General features: G+C 52.1%; 13 protein-coding genes. 2 read left to right on the top strand and 11 right to left on the bottom strand.

The features are described from left to right. Positions 1-55: 55 nt before the first annotated feature. The 5 genes from yciH to pgpB all read right to left on the bottom strand — a co-directional run bounded on the left by yciH (position 56) and on the right by pgpB (position 3,708). Complete coding sequence (gene yciH, locus J4645_RS06935) at positions 56-382, bottom strand: stress response translation initiation inhibitor YciH (RefSeq protein ID WP_001285199.1); 327 nt, start codon at positions 380-382, stop codon at positions 56-58. Beyond that, positions 382-1,119 carry an orotidine-5'-phosphate decarboxylase gene (gene pyrF, locus J4645_RS06940; RefSeq protein ID WP_023212463.1) on the bottom strand — a complete coding sequence of 246 codons (738 nt, stop codon included), beginning with the start codon at positions 1,117-1,119 and terminating at the stop codon, positions 382-384. The genes yciH and pyrF overlap by 1 nt, the downstream gene beginning before the upstream one ends. 190 nt (positions 1,120-1,309) lie before the next feature. Beyond that, complete coding sequence (gene lapB / locus J4645_RS06945; protein ID WP_000891378.1) at positions 1,310-2,479, bottom strand: lipopolysaccharide assembly protein LapB; 1,170 nt, start codon at positions 2,477-2,479, stop codon at positions 1,310-1,312. Between the two features lie 6 nt (positions 2,480-2,485). Further along, a complete protein-coding gene (locus tag J4645_RS06950) occupies positions 2,486-2,794 on the bottom strand; it encodes a LapA family protein (RefSeq protein WP_000876301.1) in 309 nt (102 codons plus the stop codon). A gap of 149 nt (positions 2,795-2,943) precedes the next feature. After that, complete coding sequence (pgpB, locus tag J4645_RS06955) at positions 2,944-3,708, bottom strand: phosphatidylglycerophosphatase B (protein ID WP_000948651.1); 765 nt, start codon at positions 3,706-3,708, stop codon at positions 2,944-2,946. A gap of 195 nt (positions 3,709-3,903) precedes the next feature. On the opposite strand from pgpB, the gene ribA reads away from it, so the two are divergent. Continuing rightward, entirely contained in the window at positions 3,904-4,494 is a 591-nt protein-coding gene (ribA, locus tag J4645_RS06960; RefSeq protein ID WP_001176283.1) for a GTP cyclohydrolase II, read from the top strand. 55 nt (positions 4,495-4,549) lie between these two features. Here the strand turns inward: ribA and acnA are convergent, their stop codons facing one another. The 5 genes from acnA to topA form a co-directional block, all read right to left on the bottom strand. Further along, positions 4,550-7,225, bottom strand: coding sequence for an aconitate hydratase AcnA (gene acnA, locus J4645_RS06965; RefSeq protein WP_000099466.1), 2,676 nt, complete (start codon positions 7,223-7,225; stop codon positions 4,550-4,552). Positions 7,226-7,407: 182 nt separating this feature from the next. Continuing rightward, on the bottom strand, positions 7,408-7,500 hold the full coding sequence (gene ymiC / locus J4645_RS22190; protein WP_223148964.1) for a small membrane protein YmiC: 93 nt from the start codon (positions 7,498-7,500) through the stop codon (positions 7,408-7,410). Positions 7,501-7,780: 280 nt separating this feature from the next. Then, a complete protein-coding gene (locus tag J4645_RS06970; RefSeq protein WP_213083417.1) occupies positions 7,781-7,921 on the bottom strand; it encodes a YmiA family putative membrane protein in 141 nt (46 codons plus the stop codon). A 280-nt stretch (positions 7,922-8,201) separates the two neighbouring features. Then, positions 8,202-9,176 (bottom strand): HTH-type transcriptional regulator CysB, encoded by a 975-nt coding sequence (gene cysB, locus J4645_RS06975; RefSeq protein ID WP_000776232.1) that lies wholly within the window; start codon positions 9,174-9,176, stop codon positions 8,202-8,204. Between the two features lie 403 nt (positions 9,177-9,579). Next, on the bottom strand, positions 9,580-12,177 hold the full coding sequence (gene topA / locus J4645_RS06980; RefSeq protein WP_000513593.1) for a type I DNA topoisomerase: 2,598 nt from the start codon (positions 12,175-12,177) through the stop codon (positions 9,580-9,582). Between the two features lie 402 nt (positions 12,178-12,579). Between topA and J4645_RS06985 the strand changes: the two genes are divergently transcribed. Then, positions 12,580-12,831, top strand: a complete 252-nt coding sequence (locus tag J4645_RS06985; protein ID WP_000548616.1) for a YciN family protein — start codon at positions 12,580-12,582, stop codon at positions 12,829-12,831. A gap of 41 nt (positions 12,832-12,872) precedes the next feature. Here J4645_RS06985 and sohB read toward each other — a convergent pair whose 3' ends face one another. Beyond that, complete coding sequence (gene sohB / locus J4645_RS06990; RefSeq protein WP_000422082.1) at positions 12,873-13,919, bottom strand: protease SohB; 1,047 nt, start codon at positions 13,917-13,919, stop codon at positions 12,873-12,875. Positions 13,920-13,985: the final 66 nt, after the last annotated feature.

The raw sequence follows: 13,985 nt of genomic DNA on the forward strand, positions 1-13,985 counted from the left end.
AAAATAGACAAAGTTGACTTTTACGCCACGGTAATTTACAACCGTGGCGTTTTCATTAGCCGCCAGCTAATTTTACTTTCATTCCTTTAGCTTCCAGCAATGATTTTATCAAGTCGCGTTTATCACCCTGAATTTCAATAATCCCTTCTTTTACTGCCCCGCCACAGCCGCATTTTTTCTTCAGTTCAGCCGCCAGTTTGGTTAATTCCGCATCATTCATCTCGATACCGGTAATCAAACATACGCCTTTACCCTTACGGCCACTGGTTTGACGCTGAATGCGAACGATACCATCCCCTTTGGGACGAACCGGCGCCGTTTTAGGTTCTTCAATGCGCCCCGTCTGTGTTGAATAAACCAGACGACTATTGGAATCGCTCATTATGCCTCCCGTTTCAGTGACGCGTTAATATCCTTCAGCGTTTGCGCCGGATCTACCGATTGCGTAACCGGGCGGCCAATCACCATATAGTCGACGCCGGCGGATAATGCCTGTTCGGGCGTCATAATGCGTCGCTGATCGCCTGCCTCGCTGCCTGCGGGCCGAATGCCCGGCGTCACCAGCTTAAATGCAGTGCCAAAGACCTGTTTAAATCTGACCGCTTCCTGAGCGGAACAGACCACGCCATCCAGCCCGCATTGCTGCGTCAGGCGCGCCAGCCGCTCCGCATGTTCCGCCGGTGACAACGTCACGCCCAGATCGCGCAGATCGCAGGTTTCCATACTGGTCAACACGGTCACGGCAATGAGCAACGGCGCATCTTTACCGAATGGCGCCAGCGCGTCGCGCGCTGCGGCCATCATTCTCGCCCCGCCAGACGCGTGAACGTTTACCATCCAGACGCCCAGGTCTGCCGCTGCGGCGACTGCCCGGGCCGTGGTGTTGGGAATATCATGAAATTTTAGATCAAGAAAGACATCAAACCCACGCTGCTGGAGATCCCGAACGAGCTGTGGACCAAACAGCGTGAACATCTCTTTGCCTACTTTTAAGCGACAATCGCGAGGATCGATTTTATCGACAAACGCCAGGGCTTTATCGCGTTCATGGTAATCCAACGCCACAACGACAGGCGATTCAGTAATAGCGCAGGAAGAAGATGAAGCAGTAAACGTCATGACCAGACCTTCTTGATGATGGGCACCGGAAGTGGCGCAAATTGGATAAACGGCGTGCATTCTACCTGCGGCGCAGGGAAATTAATAGGTTCGATTGACAACCTGATAAGCCTTGGTCGCCGATGCCAGCGTTGTTTTTAGTTTTACATCATTAAGTATGTTGTAACTAAAGTGAAGCTTTTTTTATATACTACTGCCCATCAAGTCCGCGAATAGGTTTAATGGTCGACCATGCCCGGCAGGACGGACAGTGCCAGTACAAGGTATAGGCGGTAAAACCGCATTTCTGACAACGATACCGCGGTTTACTGCGCACCTGCTCGCCAACCATATCACGCAGTACCATCAGGCTTTCTTTCGCTCGCCCTTCTTCCGCCTCGTTGAGATGGTAATCCATCAGCTTATGGAACACCCGCATGGTAGGATGTCGCTGTAGCTGACGTGTGATATAGACTTGAGCTGCGTCACTACCTTCACGCGCTTCCAGAATATCGGCAAGCATTAACTCAGCGCCAGCACCGGTATTCTCCTCAACGGCGCGACGTAAAAACTCCGCCCACTCGGCATTTTTACCGAGCTGTTGATAACAGGTTTGCAGCATCTCCAGCGTTTCGCTGACCAGCTCTTTATCCTGAACGATCACACGTTGCAGGCTTTCGACCGCTTTGGCGTAATCCCCTCTCGCCATATAAACGCGCCCCATCATGATAGACACCCGGGCGCTATTTTTATCTGCGGCGGCACCTTTTTTCAGCAACGCCATCGCGCGATCCATGTCGTCGTTGCCCATTTGCTGTAACGCTAACTCACAGTAAAAATGGGCGATTTCGATACGCTGTTTATCTTTGCCCAGTTTCACCAGCCGTTCTGCTACTTCGATCGCCTTTTGCCAGTCGCTGGTTAGCTGATAGATTTGCAAGAGCTGCTGTAACGCGCCTACGCGAAATTCCGTTTCGTCGGTAAGTTGGTTAAACATATCTTCCGCGCGGTCATATAAACCGGCGGCCATATAGTCGCGCCCCAGTTGCTGAACAGCCAGTAAACGCTGTTCATAGGTCAATGAAGCGCTTTCCATGAGCGTTTGATGAATACGAATGGCGCGATCGACTTCGCCTCGTGAGCGAAACAGATTACCGAGAGTGAGATGAGCCTCAACGGTGCCGGTATCCTCTTTAAGCATATCGAGGAACAGATCCACCGCTTTATCTTGTTGGTTACTCAGCAGGAAGTTAACCCCTGCGACATAATCGCGCGACAGGCGGTTAGCTTCATCCTGTTTTGTTTGTTGCGCACTTCTGCGACCCATATACCACCCATAGGCAGCGGCTACAGGCAACAGCAGAAATAACAACTCCAACATAAATGATTATTCCTTTACAACCGACGAATCGGCAGGGACCGCAACGTCGGTTGCTGGCGAAAGCTTGTTTTCCAGTCGTTTAATTTTACGTTCAGCACGGGCAAGGGAAACGCGGACCCGCAGCCAGAACAGGCCGCAAATCAGCCAGCCAATCGCAAAACCGACGGCGAACAACACAGCAAGCAACGTGGAGATACGATACTCCCCTTGCGCCAGCAGGTAGTTAAACGTCACCTGTTGATCATTCTGCGCGCCCAGCGTCACCGAAATAACAAAAATCGCCAATACCAGTAAGAAAATGAGTAAATATTTCACATTACTTCCCGTTATGTGGTTTGCGCGAATAAATCGTGTCCAACTTACCGCATCCAGCCTTCTAAATTACCATTTTCCCGCCTCGCGCGAAATGGAAATGCGCCCGCCATCAGATGATTTAAGGGCAATAGTCAGAAAATCAACCGTTGTCAGCTTTCCTGCTCGCGTTCAGCAATTTCTTGCGCTTCTTCACGAGGCGGCATAAGCGGCCCGCAAATTCGCTGCGCCAGCCAGGTCGCCAGGGTAACTAATAGCCAGGAGATAAGCGTGGCGACCACTAAATCTCGCGGCCAGTGCATTCCCAGAAGCAAACGGCTGCCCATTACGCCGGTTGCCCAGACTAACAAAAACGCGATGGTGAAAGTCCGTCTGCGCGGCCATAACAGACCCACGGCCAAAAGCGCCCAGCTCGCTGCAAACATGGTATGTCCGGAGGGAAACGCAAAACCCGTCTCTTTTTGCCAGTGCTGACGCAGGAAAACGGGGATGTTCTGTTGCCCGGCCAACTGCTCTTTCACTAAATGTCCGCGTTCTGTACGCTTTAAAGTGTAGAACTCATCGACGGGAATATGGTGCGTTTTTTCAAGCCAGACCACAAATGGCCGCGGCTCCTGTACGCGCTCCTTTACCCATGACTTCACGCCCTGCCCGACGATAATCGCCCCACCGAGAATCGCAAACAGCATAATGGCGGCGCGCAGGCGAAATCGCAGGCACCATAAGAACCATCCGCAAAGAATCACATGCGTGATAACGCCCCAGGGTTTGGTCACGGTTTCCGTTATCCAGAATAGCGTTTTTAGCCACCAGACCTGATGTCCTGGCTGCCACTGCCAGCCTGATACCCATACGGCAAGCGGCATGATAAGCAACAGGGCTGCGCCTGCCGCGGTGCGCCTCGCAATTGAAAGCATGGATGCTCCTTTTATAAGTAAGTATCACAATCATAACTGAAAATTCTCGCCGGACTGGAAAATTGACAAATTTGTGCCATTCCTGAGCAATTACGTGGTAGTGATTAGGTGATGACCGCCGCCTTATGGCAAAATAGCGGGATACAATCCAACAGGCGACGACACCGCAGGCGTCAGCATAATCTGGAGAAATACATGCAGCTTAAACGTGTGGCAGAAGCCAAACTGCCAACCCCATTGGGTGACTTTCTGATGGTGGGATTTGAAGAACTGGCAACCGGACACGACCATGCCGCGCTGGTTTTTGGCGATATTTCAGGTAAAACGCCGGTCTTGGCTCGCGTTCATTCCGAATGTCTTACCGGGGACGCGCTTTTTAGTCTGCGCTGTGATTGTGGTTTTCAACTGGAAGCCGCGCTGACGCATATTGCGGAAGAAGGACGCGGTATTCTGATTTACCACCGTCAGGAAGGCCGCAATATCGGCCTGCTTAATAAAATTCGCGCTTATGCGTTACAGGATCAAGGCTATGACACGGTGGAGGCCAATCATCAGCTCGGCTTTGCCGCCGATGAGCGTGATTTCACCCTGTGCGCGGATATGTTCAAATTACTCGGCGTGGATGAAGTTCGCCTGCTGACCAATAATCCGAAGAAAGTCGAAATACTGACCGAGGCGGGAATTAATATCGTGGAACGCGTTCCGCTCATTGTGGGTCGTAATCCAAATAATGAGCATTATCTCGATACTAAAGCGGCCAAAATGGGTCACCTGCTAAACAAGTAAGCCACCGGTATTAAAGCGCGGGCCTGCCTGTTTACGGCAGGCCCGATAAACGGCTTTAGTTCAGCATATTTCTAATGACATAGTGCAATATGCCGTCATTCTGGTAGTAAGTCAGCTCGGTGGCGGTATCAATGCGACAGCGACAAGGTACCGTTTCTTTGCTGCCGTCCGATCTCGTTAACGTCACCGGAATGGTCGCGCCAGGGCGCAGGTTTTGCAGATCCGCGATATCAATCACCTCTTCCCCGGTCAGTCCCAGCGTTTTACGCGTTACGCCCTGTGGAAACTCCAGCGGCAGGATCCCCATCCCAATCAGGTTTGAGCGGTGGATACGTTCGAACGACTCGGCGATCACCACGCGGATACCTAACAGCCGCGGACCTTTTGCCGCCCAGTCACGGCTCGATCCCGACCCATACTCTTTCCCGGCAATCACCGCCAGCGGCGTTTTTTCCTGCTGGTAGAGCATCGCGGCATCATAAATCGACATCGCTTCCGTACCCGGCAAATGCCGCGTCATCCCACCTTCGACGCCGGGCAGCATTTCGTTGCGAATACGAATATTGGCGAACGTACCGCGCATCATCACTTCATGGTTACCGCGCCGTGATCCATAAGAGTTAAAATCCTTCCGCTCAACGCCGTGATTTTGCAGATAGCGTCCGGCGGGACTGTCCGGCTTGATACTGCCGGCCGGGGAAATATGGTCGGTCGTCACCGAATCACCCAGCATCGCCAGGATACGCGCGCCGTGGATATCTTTGACGGGCGCAGGCTGGGCCTGCATTTCATCAAAGAAAGGCGACAGGCGAATATAGGTTGAATCCGACTGCCATCCGTAGGTATCGGACGATTCAACCTGAATCGATTTCCATTCGTCCGTGCCCTCAAACACTTCCGCATACTCTTTACGGAACATATCCGATGATACCAGTTCAACGGCGCGGGCAATTTCCTGCGCTGAAGGCCAGATATCCTTCAGGTATACCGGATCGCCTTTACGATCGTACCCCAGCGGGTCTGTCGCGAGGTTAATATTCATGTTTCCGGCCAGCGCATACGCCACCACCAGCGGCGGCGACGCCAGCCAGTTCGTTTTCACCAGCGGATGGATACGCCCTTCAAAATTTCGGTTACCGGAAAGCACGGCCCCTACCGTCAGATCGCCTTTTTTAATCGCGGTCTCAATAGGCTCCGGCAACGGACCGGAGTTCCCGATACAGGTCGTACAGCCATAACCGACCAGGTTAAAACCGAGCTCATCCAGGTAAGGCGTAAGTTTGGCCTGCGCCAGATAGTCAGATACCACTTTTGACCCCGGCGCCAGAGAAGCCTTGACCCAAGGTTGACGCTTCAACCCCAGCGTTACTGCCTTTTTCGCCAGTAATCCCGCAGCCATCAGCACGCTGGGATTCGAGGTATTCGTACAGGAGGTGATGGCGGCAATGACGACAGCGCCATCAGGAAGCTGATATGGCTGTCCGTTCATCGTATAGTCAACCGGCTGGCGATCTCTTTGCGCGGTATTCAGCTCCAGCTCGGCGCTGGCGGCAAAGGCTTTCGGCACATCGCCTAACGCTACGCGATCCTGCGGGCGTTTCGGCCCGGCCAGGCTGGCCTCGACATCGCCCATATCCAGTTCCAGCGTACTGGTAAATACCGGTTCGTCTCCGGGATTACGCCACATTCCCTGCGCCTTCGCGTAGGCTTCAACCAGCTCGACCAGATCGTCGCTACGTCCGCTTAATCGCATATATTCCAGGGTAATGGCGTCAATAGGGAAGAAACCACAGGTTGCGCCATATTCCGGCGACATATTAGCGATGGTCGCGCGATCCGCCAACGGCAGCGAATCCAGACCATCACCATAAAATTCAACAAATTTACCCACGACGCCATGCTTACGCAGCATTTGCGTGACGGTTAGCACCAGGTCAGTGGCAGTGATCCCCTCCCGAAGTTTACCGGTTAACTTAAAGCCGACGACATCCGGGATAAGCATCGACACGGGCTGACCAAGCATCGCCGCTTCCGCTTCAATACCGCCCACGCCCCACCCCAATACGCCCAGACCATTAATCATGGTCGTATGGGAGTCAGTCCCCACCAGCGAGTCCGGGTAAGCAATCCACTCCCCGTCCTGTAATTCGCTCCAGACGGCTTTACCCAGGTATTCCAGGTTAACCTGATGGCAAATGCCGGTTCCGGGTGGCACCACGCTGAAACGACTGAATGCCTGCTTTCCCCATTTCAGGAACATATAACGCTCATGGTTACGTTCCATTTCCAGCCGCACGTTTTCTTCAAACGCATCGTCATCGCCGAAATGATCGACCGTCACAGAGTGGTCAATAACCAGATCAACCGGCGATAACGGGTTCACTTTCGACGTATCGCCGCCGAGGCGTTTAACGGCTTCACGCATCGCCGCCAGGTCGACAACGGCAGGCACGCCGGTAAAGTCCTGCATCAGGACACGGGCGGGCCGCCAGGCAATTTCACGATCGGCATGGGCATTTTTAAGCCAACCGGCCAGCGCCTGAATATCTTCATCAGTCACAGATTCGCCGTCCTGCCAGCGCAACAGGTTTTCCAGTAACACTTTAAGTGATTTGGGCAAACGGGCGATATCGCCCAGGGATTTGGCAGCCAGCGGCAGACTGTAGTAATGATACGTTTTATCTTTGGCCTGCAATGTATCCTTACTGGCTTCTCGTAGGGTTGACGACATAGCTCCTCCTTAAATGACAGGGTTGCGTTACCCTGATTCTCCACAGGGTTGTATTAAAGATAACACAAACAAAATGTAACGTTTTGATAACAACCCAAATTGCTAAAAGAGGAGAAACCTAACAGGCGAGGAGCGAAGATGAAAAAGCCCGATAAATAGCGCATTATCGGGCTTTGACGAGATTAGACGGCAATCCAGATTAACTCGGCCCAGAACAGTAGCGATAATATAAACGCGCCAGTCCATGACCAATACTTTATATTTGACGTTAACATAGGCGACACCAACTGTGTTTAATCAATACTGAGAGGCGCTCAGCACACGGTTGCTGCGGTGTAATAAGACAGCGTTAATAAAACAATAACGCCAATAAAAAGACGGATATTATTTTTGTGACACCTCATCAGCAAAAGCATCAATAAATGCCCGCTGCTGCGGTGTGAGCGTCCAGTGTTGCGGAACAGACCGAAAAACGGTCGTATCCGGGGTGTTATCATCGTCACAAGATTGAATCGGGGGCGCGACCACGCGCTCGCGTTCCGACGTAATGCTCACTTAACCCCACCAATGCCAGATAACAAGCGCTACCACTACCCAGAACAACGCAGAACCCACAAAAACCGCCAGCCATGCTTTACGTTTGAGCTCAGGGTCGCGGCGCGGTTCCTGGTTTTCAGAAGGCATTACTAACCTCATGCTATCGGTATCACTTATCATTTCAGCACCAAACAATCGGTACAATTAATCATCAGATGAGACAAATCCTAAATAAACTTTAGTCAAAAATCCAGTCAATTTACGAATCGTTGCCAGTGAATAAATCAATCTTTTGACTCAAGATAACTATTTGGAAAAAGAAACTGGCGGGACGGGTAATTCAACACTATTTTGCTGATCATTACCCGTAATACTTTGAGGGATATTGCAAAAAGCGGCTTTGTCTGCCATGCCACTACGACGCAAACCGACGGTGCTATTACTTTTCAGGCAGCTTTATATCCTGAAACATCGCTTCAATTTCTTCATTAGAACGCAACGCCACCGCCGTATCCACCACATCACGCGTCAGATGCGGCGCAAAACGCTGGATAAAATCGTACATATAGCTGCGTAAAAAAGTACTACGGCGAAAACCAATTTTTGTGGTGCTGTGGCTAAAAATATCGTGCGCGTCAATCCGCACTAAATCAGGATCGGCAAGCGGATCGACCGCCATGCTGGCAATGACGCCAACGCCCAGCCCCAACCTGACATACGTTTTAATCACATCCGCATCGGTTGCAGTAAAGACGATCCGCGGCGTTAACCCTGCGCGATTAAAAGCGGTATCCAGTTCGGAACGCCCGGTAAAGCCGAAGGTATACGTCACCAGCGGATACTTCGCCAGCGCTTCAATCGTTACGGAAGACGTTGCCGCCAATGGATGATCCGGCGTCACCACTATCGAACGGTTCCAGTGATAGCATGGCAACATCACCAGATCGTCATATAAATGCAGCGCTTCCGTGGCAATCGCGAAATCGGCGTTCCCTTTCGATACCGCTTCCGCAATCTGCGTTGGCGACCCCTGGTGCATATGCAGCGAAACGCGCGGATAACGCTCGATGAAGCCTTTAATCACGCCTGGCAATGCGTAACGCGCCTGAGTATGGGTAGTGGCAATATAGAGCGAGCCTTTATCCGGCCAGGTGTGCTCGCCGGCGACCGACTTAATGGCATCGACTTTGGAAAGCACCTCACGCGCAATACGAATAATCTCCTGTCCTGCGGGCGTCACCTGAGTCAGATGCTTACCGCTGCGGGCGAAAATCTGGATGCCAAGCTCATCTTCCAGCATCCTAACCTGCTTGCTGATCCCCGGCTGGGAAGTATACAACCCCTCAGCGGTAGAGGAGACGTTAAGGTTATGATTAACCACTTCAACAATGTAACGAAGCTGCTGCAATTTCATAATACATCATCCAGATTAGCGCCATCAGGCCATCGTTTATCTGCAGACTTAATCGGGCTGCTAATACGATTTAATAATAAAAAAGGTGTTAACTATAACCACTATATCATTTATATCTGAACTGTATAGCCAGCGCGATAAAATAATAAGGCCGCTATACCCAAAATAATTCGAGTGCTTAAAGGCGGCAAGAGAGTGAGTCCCCAGGAGCATAAGGTGACTGGGATGAGCGACAAATCTGCCGGGAGCAGATTTGAACGTCGCGTGCGACGGCCCGTCAGGACGAGGCCCATGGATGGGCCGAGTAATCCGTAGCCAACACATAAGCCACTTTAAATATGAAGGGTATATAAAAAAGGGCCGCTTACGCGGCCCGCTTGACTATAGTGACGACAGGCAGGGGTTATTTCTTGCCTTCAACCCACTTGCCGTCGACGAAGAACGCTGACCATCCCGTCGCCTTCCCGTCTTTTTCCGCCGCAACGTACTGCTGTTTTGTTTTGCGGCTAAAGCGAACAACGGTTTTATTGCCTTCCGGATCCTGCTGCGGCGCATCCGCCAGATAACGCAGTTTTTCCGGCAGGCGATCGCGGAACCGGTATAGCTCCTCGACTAATGGCGCGCGCGTTTCGCGTGATTTCGGGAACGTATTGGCCGCCAGGAATATCCCTGCGGCGCCATCGCGCAGCACAAAGTACGCGTCCGATTTTTCACACGGCAGTTCCGGCAATGGAACAGGATCTTCCTTCGGCGGCGCAACTTCGCCGTTACGCAAGATCTTACGGGTATTTTTACATTCGTCGTTAGTACAGGCCATGTACTTACCAAAACGCCCCATTTTCAGGTGCATTTCGGAACCACATTTCTCACACTCAACGATCGGGCCGTCATACCCTTTGATGCGGAACTCGCCTTCTTCAATCTCGTAGCCGTCACAGGTCGGGTTATTACCACACACATGCAATTTACGCTTCGGATCGATCAGATAGCTGTCCATCGCCGTACCGCACTTCTGACAGCGACGTTTGGCGCGCAGGGCGTTGGTTTCGGCGTCGTCGCCTTCCAGCACGTTCAGAACTTCATTTTCCGGCACCAGGTTAATGGTCGTTTTACAACGCTCTTTCGGCGAAAGCGCATAACCTGAACATCCAAGGAAAACCCCCGTACTGGCAGTACGAATTCCCATTTTACGGCCACAGGTTGGACAGTCGATGCTGGTCAGCACCATCTGGTTAGGGCGCATCCCCCCTTCTTCCGGATCTTTCTCGGCTTTATCGAGCTGCTGAGTAAAATCGCTGAAGAAGTTATCCAGTACCGCTTTCCACTCGGCCTGGTGATTTGCAACCTGATCCAGACTATCTTCCATCTGCGCGGTAAAATCGTAGTTCATCAATTCGCGGAAGTTTTCTTCCAGCCGATCGGTGACGATTTCACCCATTTTTTCCGCATAGAAGCGACGGTTTTCAACACGAACATAGCCGCGATCCTGAATGGTCGAGATAATCGACGCATAGGTAGACGGACGACCAATACCGCGCTTCTCAAGCTCTTTAACCAGAGAAGCCTCGCTAAACCGGGCTGGCGGTTTAGTAAAGTGCTGAGCAGGCGTCAATTCAAGTAGCGTCAGCGCATCGCCCTTATTCACGGCAGGCAATGTGCGATCTTCATCGCCTTTACGCAGCGCCGGCATCACTTTTGTCCAGCCGTCAAAGCGCAAAATACGCCCACGCGCTTTCAGGCGGAACTCGCCTGCGCCAACGGTAAGCGTAGTAGAGTCATATTGTGCTGGCGTCATCTGACAGGCGACAAACTGACGCCAAATTAGCTGATACAACTTCTGCGCGTCAGCCTCCATGTCTTTCAGCGACTCCGCCATGACAGCAACGTCGGAAGGACGGATCGCTTCGTGCGCTTCCTGAGAGTTTTCTTTGCTGGCGTACTGGTTCGGGTTATCCGGCAGGTATTTCTTGCCGAAATTATCGCCAATATAACCACGCACCATGTTGACCGCATCCTGACTCAGGTTGGTGGAGTCTGTACGCATATAGGTGATGTAGCCCGCCTCATACAGACGCTGCGCCATCATCATGGTTTTCTTCACGCCAAAGCCCAGCCGGGTGCTGGCCGCCTGTTGTAGCGTGGAGGTGATAAACGGCGCGCCAGGTTTGCTGCTGGTCGGTTTGTCTTCACGCTCCAGTACGCTATAGCGCGCTTTTTCCAGCAAGCTGACGGCGGCAAGCGTCTGCTCGCGATTTACCGGCCGGAATGGCTTGTCGTTCTGATGCGTGACCTGTAGCGGTAGCGCCTCGCCAGACGGCGTCGTCGTATTGGCGTCAATTTCCCAGAACTCTTCCGGAACAAACGCTTTAATCTCGCGCTCGCGTTCAACGACCAGACGGACCGCGACAGACTGAACGCGACCTGCCGACAAACCACGGGCGATCTTTTTCCACAGCAGCGGCGAGACCATATAGCCTACCACGCGGTCCATAAAGCGGCGCGCTTGCTGGGCGTTGACCCTGTTAATGTTCAGCTCGCCCGGCTGTTCAAACGCCTGGCGAATGGCATTTTTGGTTATTTCGTTAAAGACTACGCGACTGTAGCGCGCGTCATCGCCGCCGATCACTTCCCGCAGGTGCCATGCAATGGCTTCCCCTTCGCGGTCAAGGTCGGTTGCGAGATAGATGTGGTCGGCTTTTTCCGCCAACTGTTTCAGTTCAGAGACGACCTTCTCTTTACCGGGCAGCACTTCATAGTGCGCATCCCAGTTGTGCCACGGGTCAACCCCCATACGGTTGACGAGAGCGCCACGTTCATCCTTTTTGGGCTTTTTAGCCGTTTTGGTGGAGGTAGAGTCGGCGCTCTTTTTAGCTGCTGAGCCACTGGTCGGCAAATCACGGATATGACCCACGCTGGATTTCACCACGTAGTCATTACCCAGATACTTGTTGATCGTTTTGGCTTTTGCCGGGGACTCAACGATGACAAGAGCTTTACCCATATTCACCTTTACCTAAGTTGATTCTTCCAGGAATGCGTCGCATGTTGATTCACCTTCCACTGGCGACGAGACAACGATATATGGTCTCTGCGTCTGCGGATATCAACCCCTTGTACTGGCTTTGTGTACGAAATGTAACCCTCAGGTGACTGAGTTAACAGGCTTTTTTGCACACACGCGCTATAGCACGACGGAATTTTGGTCGAATGTCAAGCAATTCTGTTGCCAGATTGACGAAAGCGTCACACTGTACCTGATAAAATTCGATACGCAACTTTATTAGCATGCAAAAACAAATCTTGCCAGTGAACGCAACATGACAAATCCATCAATTTCCTGTGAGAATATTTGCCCATCAGAAGTGCTCAGCGTAGACTAATCTCCTTGTTTAAGGAGTAAAAAATGCATAAAGAGACGCAACCTATCGATCGCGAAACACTGTTGCTTGAAGCCAACAAAATTATTCGGGAACATGAAGACACGATGGCAGGTATTGTCGCCACCGGCGTAACGCAGAGAAATGGCGTGCTGGTTTTCAGCGGCGATTACTTTTTAGACGAGCAAGGGTTACCGACCCCTAAAAGCACCGCGGTGTTTAACATGTTTAAACACCTGGCGCATGTGCTGTCTGAGAAGTATCACCTGGTTGATTAATCCATGCCGGATGGCACTGAATGCCATCCGGCAATAGCGGTTTACATCAACGGCTTTTGTCCACGCTGCCACCAGCGCAGCAGCAGCCGATCCGCGCTTTCCGCCGCGCTGCCGGTAACACGATCGATCAGTTTTTTACGCTGCATATAGCGCACATTCAGCACCTCGCGCCCTTCCATCAGGCCGAGAATAACCTCATCGCTGGTGTTAATCTCATCAACCAGCCCCTTCTCCAGCGCCTGCTGACCGTACCAGTGTTCGCCCGTGGCGACCTGTTCAATGTCCAGAGCCGGACGCATCCGTTGCACAAACTCTTTGAACAGATGGTGCGTTTCGTTGAGATCTTCACGAAACTTCTGCCGCCCTTCTTCCGTATTCTCGCCTAACAATGTCAGGGTACGTTTGTACTGCCCTGCGGTATGCAGTTCAATATCAATGTCTTTACTTTTGAGAAAGCGGTTAAAGTTCGGAATTTGCGCGACAACACCAATTGACCCCACAATAGCGAACGGCGCCGCAATAATTTTTTCCGCCACGCAGGCCATCATGTAGCCTCCGCTTGCCGCGACTTTATCCACCGTCACGGTCAGCGGAATATTTTTATCGCGCAGGCGCTGCAATTGCGATGCCGCCAGGCCATAGCCATGCACAACGCCGCCGGGGCTTTCCAGACGCACAACCGCCCGATCGCCGGGTTTCGCCACTGCCAGCACCGCCGTGACCTCTTCGCGTAACGCATTAACTTCGTGAGCGTCCATACTGCCTTTGAAATCTATCACCCATACGCGCGGTTTGTCCGATGTCGCAATGTCCCCCAGCTTCGCTTTCGCTTTGGCGGCTTTCGCCTCCTGCTTATGCTTTTTTTTCTGCGCTTTATGCCACAGTTTTTGCTGATGGCCATCCATCAACGCCGCAGCAAGGTCATCCTTCATCTCCTGATACTGCTCGCTCAAATTGGTCACGCGCAGCTCGCCGCGCTGACGTTTGCGTTGCGTAGCATTCACGATCAGCAACACAATGACGGCAATGGCCACCACAACGGTGACGATTTTTGCCAAAAATAAGCCATATTCAGACAACAATTCCACGACTCCCACCTTGATTAAATAACGCGACTTGCGCTCAGTGTACAACAGGCATCGAAGCCAGTCTCT

The organism is Salmonella sp. 32082101201600294FB01SM01, from assembly GCF_017572865.1.
GTDB lineage: Bacteria > Pseudomonadota > Gammaproteobacteria > Enterobacterales > Enterobacteriaceae > Salmonella > Salmonella enterica.